17 protein-coding genes are annotated in these 17,255 nt (G+C 72.2%); 9 read left to right on the top strand and 8 right to left on the bottom strand.

Features of this window, described 5'->3' with window-relative positions; all coding sequences use genetic code 11:
- The first annotated feature begins 4 nt into the window (after positions 1–4).
- Both K3N28_RS22515 and K3N28_RS22510 read left to right on the top strand, forming a co-directional pair.
- Positions 5–1,216, top strand: a complete 1,212-nt coding sequence (locus K3N28_RS22515; protein ID WP_228095032.1) for a PLP-dependent aspartate aminotransferase family protein — start codon at positions 5–7, stop codon at positions 1,214–1,216.
- Positions 1,217–1,334: 118 nt separating this feature from the next.
- Positions 1,335–1,889, top strand: coding sequence for a GNAT family N-acetyltransferase (locus tag K3N28_RS22510; RefSeq protein ID WP_228095022.1), 555 nt, complete (start codon positions 1,335–1,337; stop codon positions 1,887–1,889).
- A 66-nt stretch (positions 1,890–1,955) separates the two neighbouring features.
- On the opposite strand, the gene K3N28_RS22505 is transcribed toward K3N28_RS22510, so the two are convergent.
- Both K3N28_RS22505 and K3N28_RS22500 read right to left on the bottom strand, forming a co-directional pair.
- Entirely contained in the window at positions 1,956–2,654 is a 699-nt protein-coding gene (locus K3N28_RS22505; protein ID WP_228095020.1) for an alpha/beta fold hydrolase, read from the bottom strand.
- 30 nt (positions 2,655–2,684) lie between these two features.
- Positions 2,685–3,671, bottom strand: coding sequence for an EamA family transporter (locus K3N28_RS22500; protein ID WP_228095140.1), 987 nt, complete (start codon positions 3,669–3,671; stop codon positions 2,685–2,687).
- 157 nt (positions 3,672–3,828) lie between these two features.
- Here K3N28_RS22500 and K3N28_RS22495 point away from each other — a divergent pair, with 157 nt between their 5' ends.
- A complete protein-coding gene (locus tag K3N28_RS22495; RefSeq protein WP_228095018.1) occupies positions 3,829–4,719 on the top strand; it encodes a LysR family transcriptional regulator in 891 nt (296 codons plus the stop codon).
- 85 nt (positions 4,720–4,804) lie between these two features.
- Here K3N28_RS22495 and K3N28_RS22490 read toward each other — a convergent pair whose 3' ends face one another.
- A complete protein-coding gene (locus tag K3N28_RS22490; RefSeq protein WP_228095017.1) occupies positions 4,805–5,788 on the bottom strand; it encodes a hypothetical protein in 984 nt (327 codons plus the stop codon).
- Positions 5,789–6,014: 226 nt separating this feature from the next.
- Here K3N28_RS22490 and K3N28_RS22485 point away from each other — a divergent pair, with 226 nt between their 5' ends.
- Genes K3N28_RS22485 through K3N28_RS22465 form a run of 5 tightly spaced genes read left to right on the top strand, consistent with a single transcriptional unit; the run spans position 6,015 to position 11,752 of the window.
- Positions 6,015–7,049, top strand: a complete 1,035-nt coding sequence (locus tag K3N28_RS22485; protein ID WP_228095016.1) for a LacI family DNA-binding transcriptional regulator — start codon at positions 6,015–6,017, stop codon at positions 7,047–7,049.
- 20 nt (positions 7,050–7,069) lie between these two features.
- Positions 7,070–8,665, top strand: a complete 1,596-nt coding sequence (locus K3N28_RS22480; RefSeq protein ID WP_374209864.1) for an FAD-dependent oxidoreductase — start codon at positions 7,070–7,072, stop codon at positions 8,663–8,665.
- 15 nt (positions 8,666–8,680) lie between these two features.
- On the top strand, positions 8,681–9,952 hold the full coding sequence (locus K3N28_RS22475) for a sugar ABC transporter substrate-binding protein (RefSeq protein ID WP_228095011.1): 1,272 nt from the start codon (positions 8,681–8,683) through the stop codon (positions 9,950–9,952).
- Positions 9,949–10,917: a carbohydrate ABC transporter permease gene (locus K3N28_RS22470; protein WP_228095009.1), complete on the top strand. Its 969-nt coding sequence runs from the start codon at positions 9,949–9,951 to the stop codon at positions 10,915–10,917. The genes K3N28_RS22475 and K3N28_RS22470 overlap by 4 nt, the downstream gene beginning before the upstream one ends.
- The gene (locus tag K3N28_RS22465; RefSeq protein WP_228095007.1) at positions 10,907–11,752 is read left to right on the top strand and encodes a carbohydrate ABC transporter permease; all 846 of its coding nucleotides are present in this window, start codon (positions 10,907–10,909) and stop codon (positions 11,750–11,752) included. Before K3N28_RS22470 ends, K3N28_RS22465 begins: the two co-directional genes overlap by 11 nt.
- 70 nt (positions 11,753–11,822) lie before the next feature.
- On the opposite strand, the gene K3N28_RS22460 is transcribed toward K3N28_RS22465, so the two are convergent.
- The 5 genes from K3N28_RS22460 to K3N28_RS22440 form a co-directional block, all read right to left on the bottom strand.
- The gene (locus K3N28_RS22460) at positions 11,823–12,734 is read right to left on the bottom strand and encodes a hypothetical protein (protein WP_228095006.1); all 912 of its coding nucleotides are present in this window, start codon (positions 12,732–12,734) and stop codon (positions 11,823–11,825) included.
- A 323-nt stretch (positions 12,735–13,057) separates the two neighbouring features.
- Complete coding sequence (locus tag K3N28_RS22455; protein ID WP_228095005.1) at positions 13,058–14,689, bottom strand: LuxR family transcriptional regulator; 1,632 nt, start codon at positions 14,687–14,689, stop codon at positions 13,058–13,060.
- A gap of 170 nt (positions 14,690–14,859) precedes the next feature.
- Positions 14,860–15,747, bottom strand: coding sequence for a serine aminopeptidase domain-containing protein (locus K3N28_RS22450; RefSeq protein WP_228095004.1), 888 nt, complete (start codon positions 15,745–15,747; stop codon positions 14,860–14,862).
- Positions 15,748–15,929: 182 nt separating this feature from the next.
- Complete coding sequence (locus K3N28_RS22445; protein ID WP_228095003.1) at positions 15,930–16,088, bottom strand: hypothetical protein; 159 nt, start codon at positions 16,086–16,088, stop codon at positions 15,930–15,932.
- A complete protein-coding gene (locus tag K3N28_RS22440; protein ID WP_228095002.1) occupies positions 16,088–16,675 on the bottom strand; it encodes a DUF1707 domain-containing protein in 588 nt (195 codons plus the stop codon). Before K3N28_RS22440 ends, K3N28_RS22445 begins: the two co-directional genes overlap by 1 nt.
- A gap of 177 nt (positions 16,676–16,852) precedes the next feature.
- Between K3N28_RS22440 and K3N28_RS22435 the strand changes: the two genes are divergently transcribed.
- Positions 16,853–17,254, top strand: a complete 402-nt coding sequence (locus K3N28_RS22435) for a hypothetical protein (protein WP_228095001.1) — start codon at positions 16,853–16,855, stop codon at positions 17,252–17,254.
- Position 17,255 lies beyond the last annotated feature (1 nt).

The following is a 17,255-nucleotide window of genomic DNA, read 5'->3' as shown; positions in this document are numbered from 1 at the left end:
GGGCATGACTTCGCCGAGACTGCAACTCGACACCGTCGCCGTTCACGCCGGCCGCGAGGATCTCGCGGGGCTCGGCGTCCATGCGCTCCCCATCGACCTCTCATCCACCAACCCGCTGCCGGACATCGAGGCGGGCGGCCTGTCCTACGAGGCCATGGCCTCCGGAGGGGCGCCGACCGCGGAGGGCGGCGCGGTGTACGCGCGGCTGTGGAACCCGACCGTGGCCCGGTTCGAATCGGCCCTGGCGCGGTTGGAGCACGCGGAGGCGGCCGTGGCGTTCGCCTCGGGCATGGCGGCGATGACCGCCGCGATCCTCGCGGCCACCGCGGAGACCGGCCGCCGTCACCTCCTGGCCGTCCGTCCGCTCTACGGTGGGACCGACCACCTCTTGTCCACGGGCCTGCTCGGCACCGAGACCACCTTCTGCGGCGCGGACGAGGTCGCCGCCGCGGTCCGGCCCGACACGGCGCTGATCGTGCTCGAGACGCCGGCGAATCCGACGCTGGAGCTGGTCGACATCCGCACGGTCGTCGAAGCGGCCCAAGGCGTCCCGGTTCTCGTGGACAACACCTTCGCGACGCCGGTCCTCCAGAACCCCATCGACTCGGGCGCCTCGATGGCGCTGCACAGCGCGACGAAGTACCTCGGCGGCCACGGCGACGTGGTCGCGGGCGTCATCGCCTGCAGTGACGAATCCGCGGCCGCGCTGCGCCGGGTCCGGGCCGTCACGGGCGGCCTGCTCCACCCGTTGGGCGCCTACCTGCTCCACAGAGGATTGACGACGCTGCCGATCCGGATCCGGACGCAGCAGGCCAACGCCCAGCGCGTCGCCGCATGGCTGGAAGCGCACGCGAGTGTCGACCGGATCTACTACCCGGGGCTCATGGACGATCCGCAGGGGCTGCTCGGCACGCAGATGAAAGGCACCGGAGCAATGATCGCGATCGACCTGCGCGGCGGTTTCGAACAGGCGCGGCACGTCACCGCCGGGGTCGGTCTCTTCACCCATGCGGTGTCGCTCGGCGGCGTGGACTCGCTCATTCAGCATCCCGCCGCGCTGACGCACCGGCCCGTCTCCCCCGATGCCCGCCCGGCCGACAGCCTGGTCAGGCTCTCGATCGGGCTCGAAGCCCCCGAGGACCTGATCGCCGACCTGGAGCAGGCGCTCGCCGCCCACCGACCGCTCTCCGTCCCCGCTCAGGCGCTCGGGGCGTAGTCGGCCCCGGCACGGCGAACGGACTGCCGAGCGCGTCGGCGACCGCTCGTCCGCCGATGACGGCGGACCCGGTGTGAGACCATGTCGTCCGTTGGGGCGCATCATATTTGGAGGGCACATGTTCGAGGCTTCCCTGGGCGAGGGCGTCGAGTTGCGCCCGCTGGTGCCGGAGCTGGCCGAGGAGTTCGCGGCGCACATGGACCGCGGACGCGAGTACATCGGACGGTACGTCGCCATGCCCGACGTGGTCTCCGACCTGCCCGCGGCCCGGAAGTTCCTCAAGACCTATGCCGAGAAGACCGCCGCGGACACCGGGCGGATCTGGGGCATCTGGCTCGACGGCACGCTCGTCGGCGGCGTCCTCTTCCGCGTCATGGACCTCCGCATGGAGAGCGCCGAGGCCGGATGCTGGCTCGAACCCGCGGCGGTCGGCAAGGGCCTGGTGACCCGGGCGGTCACCGCGATCATCGACTGGGCGATCGAGGAACGCGGCGTCCACCGCGTCGACTGGTACGCGTCGAGCCGCAACGAGGCGAGCCTGGCCGTGGCGCGGCGGCTCGGCATGACGAAGGAGGGCACCCTCCGCGCCGCCTACCTCCACCGAGGCGAGCGCTACGACATGGAGGTGTGGTCGGTCCTCGCCCCTGAATGGCGCGCCGCCCGAAGGTCCTGATCGAGCCGGTGCTCGTCCCTCGGGTTCCCGGCGTTCCGCCGGGTCGAGCGGCCGCCGGCCAGGGCCTCATGCTCCGGTCGACTCTCGCGTCTCGTTCCAGAGCAGGTGCAGCCGTTCCGCCAGCGCGCGGGGGCGGGCGAGCGCGATCATGTGGCCGCCGTCGATCTCGTCGGGGGTGATGCCGAGGCGTTCGGCGACGTGGGCCCTGGCGAAGGCCGGCGGGAAGAGCCGGTCGTCGCGGCACAGCAGGTAGCGGGTCGGGACGTCGGGCCAGGCCTGCAAGGGGGAGGGCTCGTCCCACTTCCCGCCGCCCTGGTCGCGCGCGTGCTCGTGACTGGCGGCGATCAGCGGCTCGGGCACGCCGTTGTAGAAGACGTCGATCTCCTCCTGCGGCGTCCCGAAGGCGATGCCCAGCTCGTCGTGTCCCGTGGCGCTCCACCACTGGGCCGGGCTCTCCGCCGGTTCGGGGATCATCGCGGTGACGAGCACCATCAGCCGGGCCTCGGTGCGAGCGCAGACGACCGGGGCGACCAGCCCGCCGAAGGAGTGGGCGACGACGACCAGTCGCGGACGGCCGGCGCATGCGGCGACCACCGCGTCGGCGTATTCGGCGATCCCGTTGCGGTCGTCCTCGATGGGCATGTCGACCGCGATCACCTCGTGGCCGTATCCGCGCAGCTCGGGCTCCACGAGGTGCCAGTCCCACGAACTGCCTCCTCCGCCGTGGATGAGCACGAACGTGGCCGGCTCGGCGTCGTTTCCCATGGTGTCTGCTTCCTCTCGTGCGGGGTCGTGCTATTGGACGGTGGGCTCCGAGGCGGGCGCATCGCGCGGTCGGCGCGGGCGTTCGGCCTTCACCACGATGGCGACGGCGAGGAGGACCACGGCCCCGCCCACGACGATCGGCGCCGTCACCGCCTCGTCGAGGATCAGCCGGCCCAGGAGGAGCGCGACCAGCGGGTTGACGTACGCGTACGTGGCGACCAGGGAGACCGGGGCGGAAGCCAGCAGCCAGACGTAGGCCGAGAAGGCGATGACCGAGCCGAACACGACGAGGTAGGCCCATGCGATCCACGAACCGGCGGCGTACATCGCCGGTTCGAACCGCTCGCCGCTGCCCAGGCCGACGGCGGTGAGCACGGCGCCGCCGATGAGCATCTCGTACACGGTCGTCACGAACGGGTCGCGCGGCAGGCGCAGCCGCGGCTGGTACCAGGAGCCGAATGCCCATGCCACGGTGGCGAACACGACCAGGCAGACGGTCCAGAAGGGAAAACCGGTGTTGCCGCCGTTGGCGATGAGCAGTCCGGCCAGGCCGACGAACCCGACGACCGCTCCGAGGACGGCCGCCCGAGCGGGCCGCTCTCCGGACGCCCTGCGGTAGAGCAGCACCCAGAGCGGCACGCCGGCGACGAGCAGCGCCGTCAGGCCCGAGGGCGCGCCGCCGCTCTCGGCCACGGTCACCATGCCCTGGCCGAGGACCGGCAGCAGCATGCCGAGCAGGGCGCAGGAGGCGAGCTGGGCGCGGTCGACCCGCAGCCGGCGCCAGCCGCCGCGAAGGGACAGGACCCCGGCGAGCAGGACGCCGGCGAGCAGGAACCGCGTGCCCGCGGCGACGAGCGGCGGCATGTCCTCGACCATCACCCTGATGCCGAGGTAGGTGGAGCCCCAGATGAGGTAGACGGTGGCGAGCGCGATCCCGATCAGGAGGAGCCGTGGCGGCCGGCCCGCGGGGCCCGCGCTCTCGGGGTTCGCGGTGTCCGGGTGGAGATCGGCGACCATCGTCGTCACCGCCCTCCCGTGCGGCGGTCGGACGGCGGCTCGGCGGGCGGTGTCGTGGTCATGCGGATGACGCTAGACGTCGATTGGCATCGTGAAAAGCGATAATTCGCGATCGAAGCCATCGCCATCGCCGATGGCCATTGTTAGGCTCGACGCCATGACCGACGTTGAGCTGCGCCATCTCGCCACCATGGCCGCCGTGGTCGAGGAGGGCTCGTTCGGCCGCGCCGCCGTCCGGCTCGGATACACGCAGTCGACGGTGAGCCAGCAGATCGCCTTGCTGGAGAAGGCGGTCGGCGGCGCGGTCTTCGACCGCCCGGGCGGGCCCCGGCCGGTCCGGATCACGCCGCTGGGCCAGGTGGTGCTCGACCACGGTCGGGAACTGCTGGCGAAGGCGCGGGCGATGGCGACCGCCGTCGAACGCTTCAACGCGGGCGAGGGACGGATCGACATCGGGACGTTCCAGAGCCTCTCCAATGTGCTGCTCCCCCAGCTCGTCCGCCGACTGCGCGAAGCGCACCCGGGCTGCGACATCAGGCTCGTCGAGGACGAGTCCCCGGAGCCGCCGGTCGGCGAGGTCGATCTGATGTTCTTCGACCGGCGCGTCGGCGGTGGGGTCGAGCACCGCAAACTGTTCGACGACCCGTACGTCCTGGTGGCCCCGCGTGGGGCCTTTCCCGACGGACCGGTGAAGTTCGCCCAGCTCGACGACACGCCGATGGTGGCGTGGCCGCCGACGTGCGACCAGCCGCGGGTGGAGCAGGCGTTCGCGAGCAACGGCGCCGCGCCCCGGATCGTCTTCCGCGCCGCGGGCAACGAGGCCGTGCTGTCGATGGTGCGTGCCGGGATCGGGTCGGCGGTGCTGCCGCGGCTCGTGGTCGACAGCGCCGCCGCGCTCACCGACGAGGCGCTCACCGTCCACGAGCTGGTGCCGGAAGTGGCGCCGCGTGAGATCTTCCTGCTCTGGCAGGCCGGCCGCACGCAGTCCCCGCTCACGGAACGGGCGATCGCGATCGCCGTCGACCTCGCGGCGGTCTACCGGAGCTGAGGCGCGACCGGTGCTCCCCGGACGGTGAGCGCACGTCGAGCGCCGAGCCGGCGGGGTGCGGATTCGCCGGCTCGGCGCGGTCGGCTCAGGCGCGGGCGACGGCGATGTTCGTGGCCGAGCGCTGGCCGGCCTCGTAGAACATGTACATGCGCCCGTTCTCCTCGGCGAAGCTCGGGGCGGCGGCGCGGCCGTTGTCGGGTGCGGTGGAGGCCGAGTCGTAGAGGACGCCCAGATGCTCCTCGCGGTCGAAGCTCGTGCCGACGCGGGCGACGCGGATGTTGCCGTCGCCGGCGTGGTAGACGACGTGCCCGCCGCCGCCCTGCGACCAGTAGTGGGCGCCCGACAGCTGCCCGTTCTCGCCGGCGGCGGGCGAGATGAGCGGCTGGGGCTTGAACTGCCAGCCCGAGGCGAGGCGGTGGGACCATCCGATGAAGATCTTCCGGGTGCCGGCCTGGTTGCCCATGAACAGCATGACGTGGACGCCGGACTGGACCGGGTGCGGGAAGACCCGCGCGTAGGACGCCTCGGTCACATCGGACGGGAGCATCGCGGTGGTGAGGACGGTGCCGCCGTAGTCGAAGGTGCGCCCGTCGGTCGAGGTCGCGACGCGGGTGGTCGTGTTCTCGCCGTGGAAGTACAGGTACATCCGTCCGTCGGCGTCGTTCCACAGGGCGTGCGGGCTCGACACGTGGCTCACCGAGTAGTGGGGCGACCAGGTGCGCGGGATGATCGGGTTGGCCGAGTACTCCTTCCAGGGGCCTTCCAGCGAGTCGGCGTAGGCGAGGCAGATCCCGCCCGGCGCGTCGTGCGGGGCGTAGTACATGTACCAGGCGCCCAAGGGGTTCCGGACCCTTCCCGCGACGTGGCGGATCGAGGGGAAGATGAGCTCGTCGGTCGGGTTGTAGGCCAGGGCGCCCTTGTCCAGCGCCGTCTTCAGGTGGCGGAATTCGGGGAAGCCGGGCACGGCGGCCCCGGCCGGGGCGGCGCCGAAGGCGGCCGTCGTGCCGAGGGCGGCGGCGCCGAGCAGCAGGCCGCGGCGGCCGAAGGCGGGACGTCGATCGGGATCCATCGGGTTGCACTCCCATCCGGCCCGAGCGGCCGCCGCCGCGCTCCGATGCGCGGCGGCGCAGGAGCACCGCGGCGGGCCTATGAAGGACGAGTCTCCGAGTCCGGACGGTCGGCCGTCAAGATGATAATACGAATTATCATCTTGACGGTCTTCTCACGGGCGTGCAACATGATCACACGCACCCCTGCTGATACGCATTATCAGCTCGTCGAGAAAGGTCCCCGCCGTGACCGCACCCCGCCGCCGCGTCACCCAGCGCGACATCGCGCGCCTCAGCGGCGTCAGCCAGGCCACCGTGTCCGTGGTGCTCAACAACCGACTCGACGTCGGCGTCAGGATCGCCCCCGAGACCCGCGAACGGGTCCTCGACGCGATCCGCGAGACCGGCTACGTCGCCGACCCCGTCGCGCGCCGCCTCGCCGACCAGTACAACCGGATCATCGGCGTGTTCACGTACGAGCCCGTGTTCCCTTCGGGGACCAGGGACTTCTACCACCCGTTCCTCGTCGGTCTCGAAGAGCGGGCCGAGCGGCTCGGCTTCGACCTGCTGCTGCTCACCAGCGCGCCCGTGGAGGACGGACGCCGCCGCATGTTCGCCGAGGGCAGCCGCATCCGCCTCGCCGACGGCTGCGTGCTCCTCGGCCAGGAGGTCGACCGCGACGACCTCGCCCGCCTCGTGGCCGAGGGCATCCCCTTCGTGTCGGTGGGCCGCCGCGACGACGCGGGCGGGCCGGTGCCGTACGTCGGCGCCGACTACCCGACCGCGACCGCGGCCCTGGTCCACCGCGCCGCCGGGCTCGGGCACCGGAGTCTCGCCTACATCGGACGCGGCGCGGGCCCGGAGTCCTACATGGACCGCCTGCGCGGCTTCCTCGGTGCGGCGGAGGCCGCAGGGGCCGCCGCCCGCAGGCTCCCCGACGCCGGGACCGAGGCCCTCGACGCGGCCGTCGCCGACGGCGTGACCGCCCTGTTCCTCGAAGAGCCCGCCGACGTCCCGGCCGTGACCGCCTGGGCGGGCCGGCGCGGGCTCGGCGTCCCCGCCGACCTGTCCCTCGTCGCCCTCGGCGACCCGACCCGGCCGGTGTCGATCGACCTCGACGTCACCGGCTTCACCATCCCCCGCCGCGAGATGGGCCGTCAGGCCCTCGACGTCTTCGGCGCCCTCCTGGAGGGCGCCGAGACGGACGCGCAGCGACTGCTCCCGTGCGAACTGCACGACGGCGCGACCCTCGCAAGCCCCACTGAAAGGAACCACTCTTGAAGGCAGCACGACTGAGCGAACTGCGAGCCGACATCCTCGTCGTGGGCGGCGGGCTCGGCGGCGTCGCCGCCGCGCTGGCCGCGCTGCGCGCCGGCCGGCAGGTCGTCCTCACCGAGGAGTTCGACTGGATCGGCGGCCAGCTGACCAGCCAGGCCGTCCCGCCCGACGAGTCCTCCTGGGTGGAGCAGTTCGGCGTCACCGCCTCGTACCGGCAACTGCGCGAAGGGATCAGGGAGTACTACCGGCGCCACTACCCGCTCACCGAGGCCGCCCGGGCCAAGCGGGACCTCAACCCGGGCGGCGGGTACGTCAGCCGCCTGTGCCACGAGCCTCGCGTGGCCGTGGCCGTGCTCGAGTCGATGCTCGCGCCGTACGTCGGCTCGGGGCTGCTGCGGGTCCTCCAGCCCTACCGGCCCGTGAGCGCCGACGTCGACGGCGACCGGGTCGAGGCCGTGACCCTGGTCCACCGGGACGGCGGCGAGCGGATCACCGTGAGCGCGCCGTTCGTCCTGGACGCCACCGAGACCGGCGAGCTGCTGCCCCTCACCGGCACCGAGTACGTGACCGGGTTCGAATCGGCGAAGGACACCGGGGAGCCGAGCGCGCCCGACGAGGCGCAGCCGGAGAACATGCAGGCCGTCTCGGTGTGCTTCGCGATCGACCACGTCGACGGCGACCACACCATCGACAAGCCCGCCGACTACGACTTCTGGCGGGAGTTCCGCACCGACTTCTGGGGCGGGAACCTCCTCGGGTTCCGGGCCCCGAACCCGCGCACCCTCGAACCGTCCGACCGGACCTTCGAGCCGAACCCCGACGACGACCCGCTCGCGGTCGTCGGCGACCAGCGCCGCGGCGGCGGCGACATGAACTTGTGGACGTTCCGCCGCATCGCCGCCCGCCGCAACTTCGTGCCGGGCGCGTACGCCAGCGACATCACCCTCGTCAACTGGCCGATGATCGACTACTTCCTCGCGCCCGTCGTCGACCATCCCGAGGCGGCCCTGCATCTGGAGCGGGCACGCGGGCTCTCGTACAGCGTCCTGTACTGGCTCCAGACCGAGGCGCCGCGCGCCGACGGCGGCGCCGGCTGGCCCGGACTGCGCCTGCGCGGCGACGTCACCGGCTCGGCCGACGGCCTCGCCCAAGCGCCGTACCACCGCGAATCGCGCCGCATCAAGGCCGAGTACACGATCGTCGAGCAGGACCTGTCCGCCGCCGTCCGCGGCGACAAGGGCGCCGTGTCCTATCAGGACAGTGTCGGGATCGGCATGTACCGCATCGACCTCCATCCTTCGACCGGGGGCGACAATTACATCGACGTCGCCTCCTGTCCGTTCGAGATCCCGCTCGGCGCACTCCTGCCGGTCCGGGTGGACAACCTCCTCCCCGCCGCGAAGAACCTCGGCACCACCCACATCACCAACGGCTGCTACCGGCTGCACCCGGTCGAGTGGAACATCGGCGAGGCCGCCGGGGCCCTCGCGGCCTTCAGCCTCGAACGCGGCGTCGCGCCGCGCGCCGTCGGCAGCGAACCGGCGCTCCTCGCCGCGTTCCAGGACCGGCTCGCCTCGCAGGGCGTCGAACTGCGATGGCCCGACATCGCCGCCTACTGAAAGGAAGAACCCCTTATGAAGCACGCACGCCTGCTGCTGGCCGCCGCCGCGGCCGCGCCGCTCGTCCTCGCCGCCTGCGGTGGCGGCGGCGACGACGGCGGACCGGTCACGCTGCGCATGACCACCTGGTCCGCGAACGAGGACCACCTCGCGATGCTGAACGAGATCGCCGACGCCTACATCGCCGACCATCCCGAGGTCGAGGCGATCGAGTTCGACCCGCTCCCGTTCGAGGGCTACACGAGCACCCTCACCACCCAGATCGCCGGGGACAACGCCCCCGACCTGGCGTGGATCCTGGAGAACGCCGCGCCCGACTTCGTCAGCAGCGGCGCGCTCGTGCCGCTGAGCGAGACCCTCGCCGAGACCGAGGGATACGAGTACGACGACCTCGTCCCGGCCGCCACCGAACTGTGGCGGCAGGACGACGAGCTGTACGCGTACCCGTTCTCGACCTCGCCGTTCGGGATGTTCGTCAACACCGACCTCCTCGCCGAGGCCGGGCAGCCGGCCCCCGCCGAGCTCATCGCCGACGGCCAGTGGACCTGGGAGCGGGCCGTCGAGGCCGGGGCCGCCGTCCACGCCGCCACGGGCACCGACGGGATCGTCATCCGCGACTTCGACTACACCGGCTGGGACAACCTCTCGACACTGTGGACCGGCTGGGGCGCGAGCGCGTGGAGCGCGGACGGCGCCGAGTGCGGCTTCGACGACCCGGAGATGGTCGAGGCGCTCACGTTCATGCACGACGCCGTGTTCGAGCATCAGGCGATGCCCGGTCCGGGCACGACCGCGGACTTCTTCGCGGGCGAGGCGGCCATGACGGTCACGCAGATCTCCCGCGCCGGGCTCCTCGCCGACGCCCCGTTCGCGTGGGACCTCGTGCCCCTCCCGGCCGGGCCCACCGGCGAATACGCCGTGATCGGCCAGGCCGGGCTCGGCGTCCTCACCGTCGCGCCGCACCCGGAGGAGGCCGCGGACTTCCTCGCGTACATGACGAACCCGGAGAACTCCGCGAAGCTCGCGCAGTACTTCCCGCCGCCGCGCGCCTCGCAGCTGACCGCCGAGGTCCTCGGTCAGGCCAACCCGCTCCTGACCCCCGAGCAGCTGCAGACCGTGGTGATCGACCAGATCGACTCCGGCGTCGTCAAGCCCAGCCACACCGGCCAGGCGCAGCTCGACCAGGCCGTGCGGGCCGCGCTCGACCCGCTCTGGACGGCCGACGCGGACGTCGCCGGCGTCCTCACCGAGCTGTGCACCGCCATCGATCCGCTGCTGGCCCGATGACCTCGCCGCACAAGACGACGTCCCCGCGCGGCACGGCGCCGCGCGGGGACGCGCCCGAGGCCGGCCCGTCGGGGAAGCCCGCGTGGTGGACCGCGCGGCGTCGCGACCGGCTCGCCGGGTACGCGTTCATCGCCCCGCAGCTGGCCGGCACGGCCCTGTTCGTGATCCTCCCGCTGGGCCTGATGTTCTGGTACAGCCTGCACGACTGGAACGTCCTCGCCGGGGGCTTCGTGTTCAGCGGCGCCGAGAACTACGAGCGGCTCGCCCGGGACCCGGCCCTGCCGGGCGTCCTCCGCGCCACCGCCGCGTTCTCGGTCGGCCTGGTCGCGCTCAACCTGAGTCTGGCGCTGCTGCTCGCGATCCTGCTGAACCAGCGGCTCAGGGGCACCGTCGTCTTCCGGACGATCTTCTTCTCCCCCGTCGCCGTCACCCTCGTGGCCTGGACCATCGTGTGGCGGTTCCTGCTCCAGGACGACGGTGGGATCAACGGCCTCCTCTCGGCGCTGGGGGCCGAGGGCCCGAACTGGCTGCGCGGCGAGACGACCGCGATGATCAGCGTGATCGTGGTGCAGGTGCTCAAGAACGTGGGCCTCAACATGGTCCTGTTCCTGGCGGCGCTCCAAGGGGTGCCCAAGGAGCTGTACGAGGCGTCCACCATCGACGGCGCGGGCGCGTGGACCCGCTTCCGCCGCATCACGATGCCGATGATCAGCCCCACCATCCTGCTCACCGCGATCATCACCGTGGTCGGCTCGCTCCAGGTGTTCGCCCAGATCGACGTCCTCACCGGCGGCGGGCCGGGCACCGCGACGACGGTGCTCGTCTACTACCTGTACCAGAACGCGTTCCAGTTCCACGACTTCGGCTACGGCGCGACCCTCTCGGTGCTGCTGTTCGCGATCGTCCTGGTGCTCACCGTGATCCAGTGGCAGATGCGCAGAAAGTGGGTCGTCCATGAAGACTGAGCACCGCACGCGTCGCGCCCGGCTGCTCCTCTACGGGCTGCTGTGCGTCCTGGCCGTCCCGTTCGTGTTCCCCACGTGGTGGATGGTCACGTCGAGCCTCAAGTCCGCCAACGAGATCTTCGCCTTCCCGCCGACGCTCCTGCCCGCGGACCCGAGCCTGGAGGCGTACGGGCGGGTCTTCGAGTTCGCGCCGTTCGCCGCACAGTACTGGAACAGCATGTACATCGCGGCGGTGGTCACCGTGGGGACGCTCGCGGTGTCCTCGCTCGCCGGCTACGCGTTCGCGCGCATCCGCTTCCCCGGGCACAACCTGCTGTTCCTGGTCGTGCTCGTGGGCCTGCTCATCCCGAGCGAGGTCACGATCGTCCCGCTGTTCCAGCTGTTCAACGGGCTCGGCATGGTGGACACGCACTGGCCGCTCATCCTCGTGCCGATCTTCGGCGCGCCGAGCGTCCTGGCGACGCTCATCATGCGGCAGTTCTTCATCGCGATCCCGGCCGAGATCGAGGAGGCCGGCCGCATGGACGGCCTCGGCCGGTTCGGCCTTTACCGGCGGATCGCGCTGCCGCTGTCGCGTCCGGCCCTCGGCGCGGTCGCGATCTTCTCGTTCCTGCACAGCTGGAACCTGTACCTGGAGCCGGTCGTGTTCCTGTCGACGCCGGAGCGGTTCACGCTTCCGCAGGCGCTGACGCAGTTCACAGACGCCTACGGGGGTCCGATGTGGGACGTGCAGCTGTCGGCGGCGACCCTGTCGGCGCTGCCGGTGCTCATCGTGTTCGTCATCGCCCAGCGCCAGTTCGTGGAGGGCCTGGCCCACACCGGACTCAAGGGCTGAAGCGGCGCCCCGGCCCTGAGCCGGGGCGCCGCTCGCACGGCGGCCGGCCGTCGCTGCGGACGCGGCCGGTTCACAAGAGGGCGTGCAGTCCGCGCTGCGCTCCGGCGATCGCCTCGCGGATCTCGGCGGCGAGGCCGAGGCGTCCGTCGTCGAACAGGCCCGCGCGCATGAAGGTGAGGGCGCGCAGACGCCCATAGCGGTCCACTGTGGCGCGGCAGAGTCGGCTCGTGGAATAGGCTTCGCATCGGAACGTGTCGCCCTTGCCCGCGCCCGAGCCGATCTCCGGAAACGAGTCGTGCACGCCGAGTTCCTTCGCCCGGGGCCACCGCCGCTTCTCCGCGGCCACCCAGGCGCGCACGACGGCCATGCCGATCGACCTGCCTCCCAGGCGCTCCGCACCGCGCAGCAGTTCGAGCGCGCGCATCGAGCCGTCGATCGCAAGCGTCACGGACGCCAGGGACTTCGGATCGGCGCCGGTGAACTCGGTGTCCGGCGAAGGTGCGCGCCGCTCCTCGCGCCCGCGGGGAGGGGAGTCCCCGTCGTCGAGGCGGGACACGAAGGGTCGCGCGCCGACGGCCGCGGGCGTCCTCACCGCGTCGGCGACGATCAGGTCGGCCCGGTCGCGGAAGTCCGGATGCAGCTTGGCGATCTCCCGGATGACGAGGTGCTGCGCGGTGAGGAGCCGCCTGGGGTCGATGCCGCCGTTCGGCCATCCTTCCGCGAGCGAGCGGAGGACGCGCTTGACGCCTCCCGCGTACTGGGGATGCCGGGCGGCGACCCGCTCGATGAGGTCCTCCACCCGGTCCTCGGAGGGGTGCTCGCCGAGATGGCGGGCGAGCGCGCGGTCGTACACGCGGCGCACGGTGTCGCGGTACGCGAGGCGCTCCGCGTCGGGCAGGTCCCGGTAGGCGATGCGGGCGTTGCGGTCGCCGGTCCGGATATAGGAAACGAGCGCCTCTGGGCCGGGCACTGGTCGTGGCATCGGTGTCCTTGTGCGGAGCGGGTCGCCGCCGGTGGCGACAGGGTCGGGTGACGAGGCGGTCGAGTGGGTCGCCGGTCGTCGGAATCCGCCGAGTGTACGAAACCGCGACCGCTCCGGCGGTTTCGCGGCCTCCCGGTCCGGATGGCGGACTGGGCGATCCGCCCCGGCGCACGACTCGCCGCCGAATCGGAATGACCGCCGCCGTCCGGTCGAAGAAGACGAGCCGAGGTCCCTGGCCGGGGGCTCATCCGCGAACCGGTCGAAGCGTTCGAGGCGGCCAGGGGGTGGCTCGCCGGCCGGATCCGATCGGGGGTCGGCGAGCTTCAGGCGTGCGGGGCGTCGGCTTCGGCCACGAGGCGGGCCAGCTCGACGCGCGAGCGCACGCCGAGGACGGCGAAGATGTTCCTCAGGTGGTGGTCCACAGTGCGCACGCTTACCGAAAGCGCCTGTGCCACTTCGCGGTTGGTCGCTCCCGAGGCCACGTGCTGCGCCACGCGGCGCTGATGTGGAGTGAGTGAGGCCAGGGCCCCGTCGTCGATCCCGGGGCCCGCGGCCTCGCGCCGGGTGGGCCCGGGATCGCCCGTGGCCCGCAGCTCCGCGCGGGTCTGCTCGATCCACGGCCGAGCGCCGCAGGCTTCGAACCCGTGCAGGGCCTCGCGCAGGATCGCTCGGGCTTCGCGCGGACGGCGCCGCCGCCGCAGCCAGTTCCCGTACAGCAATTGCGTGCGGGCGCATTCGAAGTCGCCGATGTCCGCCGCATGCAGTTCGAGCGCGCGGCAGTACTCGGTCTCGACGGCGTCGGCGCCGGAGTCGGCCGTCGCGAGCAGCGCGCGGCACCGGGCGAGCTGGGCGGCCGCGGCCCGGTCGAGGCCGAACCCGGCCCACGACTCCAGCACTGCGATGAAGGGCCGCGCCGTGTCGGGGCGGCCGGCGAGGACCGCCGCTTCGATGAAGCAGGGCATCAGCAAGGGCCGCAACGCGAAGTGGCCGTCGCCGGGCCGGACGAGCGCCCCGAGCCGGGACGCGGCCGCGTCGGGCCGCCCGCGGCCGAGGTCCATTCGGGCGAGCGCCCATTCGGCGAGCGTGCGGGTCTGCGCCAGGCCGTGCCGCCGGGCGGTGGCGAGGGCGGCCTCGGCGTGGGCCACGACCGTGTCGGGATGGCCTTCGACCGACGCCGCCAAGGCGAGGACGGCGCGGTGATGCGCGGCGGTGTTGGACCGCCCGGTGAGCAGGGCCGTCCGCAGTCCTTCGACGGCGTGGGCGTGCGCCGTGGCGTGCCGCCCGGCCCGCATTTCGGCGTAGGCGAGGTATTCGAGGATCTGGCTGGCGAGGTCGTCGCGGTCCTCGGCGCGGGCCGCCGCGAGGGCGCGTCGGCCCATGCGGCAGGCGGTCTCGACGTCGCCGAGGAGGAGGGCCGCCACGGAGGCGCGGTGCAGGGCGTCGGAGGAGCCGTCCTCGTCGCCGAACGCGAGGACCCGGCCCAGTGGTGCGAGGGCGTCGGCGGGGCGTTGCTCGATGAGGGCGCGCAGGCCGCGCAGGTGGTCGTGGGGGCCGGCGCAGGCGCCGTCGGCCGCGGGTTCGCCGACGAGACCGGTGGTGAGCACCGAACCGGCGGCCTGGAGTGCGGCGAGGCAGGCGGGCCGGTCGCCGGCGGCCCAGGCGGCATCGGCGGCGGCGAGGATCGCGATGAGGGCGAGGCGCGCGTCGGTGCCCGCGGAGAGCGATCCGGCGAGGAGCAGCGAGGCGTGGGCGTCGCTCACCGGGCCGTCGCCGAGGGCGCTCAGGCCGCGGGCGAGTTCGACCATGGCGCGGTTCCGGTCCGGCGCGAGGCCGGCGGCCACGTGGACCAGGATCGGCGTGCCGGAGCGGCCCGCTTCGGCCAGCAGACGGGAGTCGGCGTCGTCGAGGACGAGGGCGAGGCTGCCGTCGTCGAGCAGGCGGACGCTGGCCGTCATGGCAGAACTGCGGGGCTGCGCCGGCGTCGTCGTCCGGGCAGCGGCCCGCAGACTGCTCCGTTGCATGGACCAATGGTATAAAACCGAACGGTCGGTCCGGAAGGGCTGAATGCAAAATATCGGACGGCGACCGTGCGGGTGCGCGGTCGCCGTCCGTGTCGCTGCGGCGGTCAGCCGATGGGGCAGGAGCCCCGGACCTCCTCGATGGAGCGGTCGTCGGGCAGCGGGCAGAGGAACTGGTCGTACCGGGTGTCGTTGTCCACGAACCGCTTGAGCCACGAGATGGAGTACTTCGCGATGGTCGTGTTCGACGAGTTCGGGGCGAAGTGCGAGGCCCCGTCGAGTTCGATGTACATCTTGTCGGTCGAGCTCGGGATCGAGCTGTAGAACCGCTCGGAGTGGGAGCCGACCGAGGCGATCGTGTCGTTCTCGGCCCCGAAGATCAGGGTCGGGGTGCGGACGGTGTTCCAGGTCTTGTCGGAGTGCCAGGGGGTGAGCGGGATGCTCGCCTGGATGTCCGGGTTGTCGGTGGTCGCTTCGAGCGAGCCGCCGCCGCCCATCGAGTGGCCCATCACGGCGAGGCGGTCGGGGTCGATGCGGTCGGACACGGTGCTGTCCTCGACCAGGTAGTCCAGCGCGGCGTTGAGCTGGTCCGCCCGCTGGCCCGGCTGGTCGTACCGGGAGTTGGTGTCGATCGTGAAGACCACGAAGCCCTGCGAGGCGAGGCGCGGGCCGAGCCACGACATCGTCGACGACGACGCGGTGTAGCCGGGGGCGATCGCGACCGCTCCGAAGGTGCCGTCGGCGCGGGTCGTCGGGTAGTAGATGGTGCCGCCGCCGAATCCGAAGACCAGGCTGGAGACGTTCGCGGTGGACACGGAGTAGTGGCCGCGGGTGGCTTCGATGCTGGATTCGGTCGGGGCCGGGCCGCGCTCGTACGGGTTCTGGGCGACCGCGGCGTTCGGGCCTGCCAGCGCCCCGAACACGAGCGTGGCGGCCGTGGCCAGCGCGAGGCCGACGGCGCGGAGTGATCGGCGGGGGCGGGTCGGTGAGTGCATGATTCGTCCTCCTTGACGAGACTCGTCGACTGATGCCCGCTCACTGTCACATACCGACCAGACGGTCTGCATCGGCGAAATCACCGGTGCCGTGTCCAGCACCGCGCAGTCGCCCGTTCCCGTGGCGGCAGCCGAGCGAACGGGGGGCGTCTGGTGCCGCGGAACGGCGCCGGGAGGAGCGGTCAGGGCGGGCTGAACAGGAGTTGCGGGGCGCCGTCGATGTTCAGGCGTGCGGTCGCGATCCGGGAGACCGGATCGATGCGGTCCGAGCCGGTCCGGATCGGCGGCGGCCCCGGGCCGCTCCGTTCGCAGGCCGTCGGCTCCTCGGCTCGAGTCGCCATTACCAGCGCCACCAGAGGAAGCGGCGCTCGTAGCGGACCTTGACCCTCCCCCAGTGGTTGCCGCCGGTGAGGTGAATCCGCGGTCCGTCGGCCGCCCGGTGGCACCGGTTGTCGACCCTGCCGCCCTGGAGCCGCACGCCGTCGTCGACCGCGGAGGCGTTCGCGGGGAGGATCACCCTGACCGAGGAGTGGTGGACGTCGAGCGCGATCTCGACGTCGTCGGCGGCGAAGTCGGCGTGACGGCAGTCGAGCTTGACCGAGCTGTGCCTGGGCCTGAGCGTGGTCCGCTCGGGCACGGTCCAGGCGCCTTCGCGTCGCACGTGGCTGTGCTGGGGATCCAGGACGAGGTCGGGCGCGTCGGCGACGGCCTCGGGACGGGTCCGGGGGGCGAGGGCCCGGTCGTCGGCGGGCAGGTCGGCGAGCAGGCGTTCGACGTCGGCGTACGTCTTGGCCTCGTAGACCTGCCGGGAGCGTTCGGCGAACTCGTGGAGGTCCAGGCGGCCCTCTTCGGTGGCCTCGTGGAGTTTGCCGATGAGGGCTTCTCGCTCGGCGTTGGAGAGGCGGATGTTCGGATCGGGCGCGGACATGGCGGTTCACCTTCTGCTCGGACCACCGTCGAAGATACCGGTTCCCGGCGCCGTGCCGCGCGCCGCTGCAGCGCCTCGGCCGAGACGTTGGCGCTCGGGCGCTATCGTCTGCCGCACGACCCTCTGCCGCCGCACGCGCGGTGGCCGCTCGTGACGCGTTCTCGGAAAGGACCCCCGATGAAGACCCGGTACTCGTGGGTGATGCTGCCGGCGCCGTTGCTCCTCATGCTTCCGGGCCTGCTCATCGTTCCGCTCAAGGTGTCCGGGTTCGACGGGTCCCTCGAGGCGTGGGCCCGTTTCATGCTGCTGCCCGTCGGCATCGTGACGCTCGCGGGCGCGCCCGTCCTGCTCCTCACTCCGCAGGCCGAGATCTACGGCGACCGTTACCGGACCATGGGCCGGCGTTGGTCGCCTTGGCGCGTGCTCGGACCGGGGGAACGGCTCGTGATCTGCCGCAACGAGGTTCAGATCCAGCGGCCCGACGGGTCGTTGAAGCGGACGTGGGTGGCGAAGTGGCTCACCGCCAAGAGGGATTGGAGGCGGCTCGAGCAGTGGCTGCCGACGATCGACCGCCGCTGAG

Source organism: Glycomyces sp. TRM65418, assembly GCF_019710475.1.
Lineage (GTDB): Bacteria > Actinomycetota > Actinomycetes > Mycobacteriales > Micromonosporaceae > Glycomyces.
This window is presented reverse-complemented; position numbering and strand designations above follow the sequence as displayed.

Coding starts and splice junctions, on each gene's coding strand:
- K3N28_RS22435 (WP_228095001.1), top strand. CDS start 16,853: ATGAAGACCCGGTACTCGTGGGTGATGCTGCCGGCGCCGTTGCTCCTC.
- K3N28_RS22475 (WP_228095011.1), top strand. CDS start 8,681: ATGAAGCACGCACGCCTGCTGCTGGCCGCCGCCGCGGCCGCGCCGCTC.
- K3N28_RS22510 (WP_228095022.1), top strand. CDS start 1,335: ATGTTCGAGGCTTCCCTGGGCGAGGGCGTCGAGTTGCGCCCGCTGGTG.
- K3N28_RS22460 (WP_228095006.1), bottom strand. CDS start 12,734: ATGCCACGACCAGTGCCCGGCCCAGAGGCGCTCGTTTCCTATATCCGG.
- K3N28_RS22495 (WP_228095018.1), top strand. CDS start 3,829: ATGACCGACGTTGAGCTGCGCCATCTCGCCACCATGGCCGCCGTGGTC.
- K3N28_RS22505 (WP_228095020.1), bottom strand. CDS start 2,654: ATGGGAAACGACGCCGAGCCGGCCACGTTCGTGCTCATCCACGGCGGA.
- K3N28_RS22515 (WP_228095032.1), top strand. CDS start 5: ATGACTTCGCCGAGACTGCAACTCGACACCGTCGCCGTTCACGCCGGC.
- K3N28_RS22470 (WP_228095009.1), top strand. CDS start 9,949: ATGACCTCGCCGCACAAGACGACGTCCCCGCGCGGCACGGCGCCGCGC.
- K3N28_RS22450 (WP_228095004.1), bottom strand. CDS start 15,747: ATGCACTCACCGACCCGCCCCCGCCGATCACTCCGCGCCGTCGGCCTC.
- K3N28_RS22465 (WP_228095007.1), top strand. CDS start 10,907: ATGAAGACTGAGCACCGCACGCGTCGCGCCCGGCTGCTCCTCTACGGG.
- K3N28_RS22455 (WP_228095005.1), bottom strand. CDS start 14,689: ATGACGGCCAGCGTCCGCCTGCTCGACGACGGCAGCCTCGCCCTCGTC.
- K3N28_RS22440 (WP_228095002.1), bottom strand. CDS start 16,675: ATGTCCGCGCCCGATCCGAACATCCGCCTCTCCAACGCCGAGCGAGAA.
- K3N28_RS22500 (WP_228095140.1), bottom strand. CDS start 3,671: ATGGTCGCCGATCTCCACCCGGACACCGCGAACCCCGAGAGCGCGGGC.
- K3N28_RS22445 (WP_228095003.1), bottom strand. CDS start 16,088: ATGGCGACTCGAGCCGAGGAGCCGACGGCCTGCGAACGGAGCGGCCCG.
- K3N28_RS22490 (WP_228095017.1), bottom strand. CDS start 5,788: ATGGATCCCGATCGACGTCCCGCCTTCGGCCGCCGCGGCCTGCTGCTC.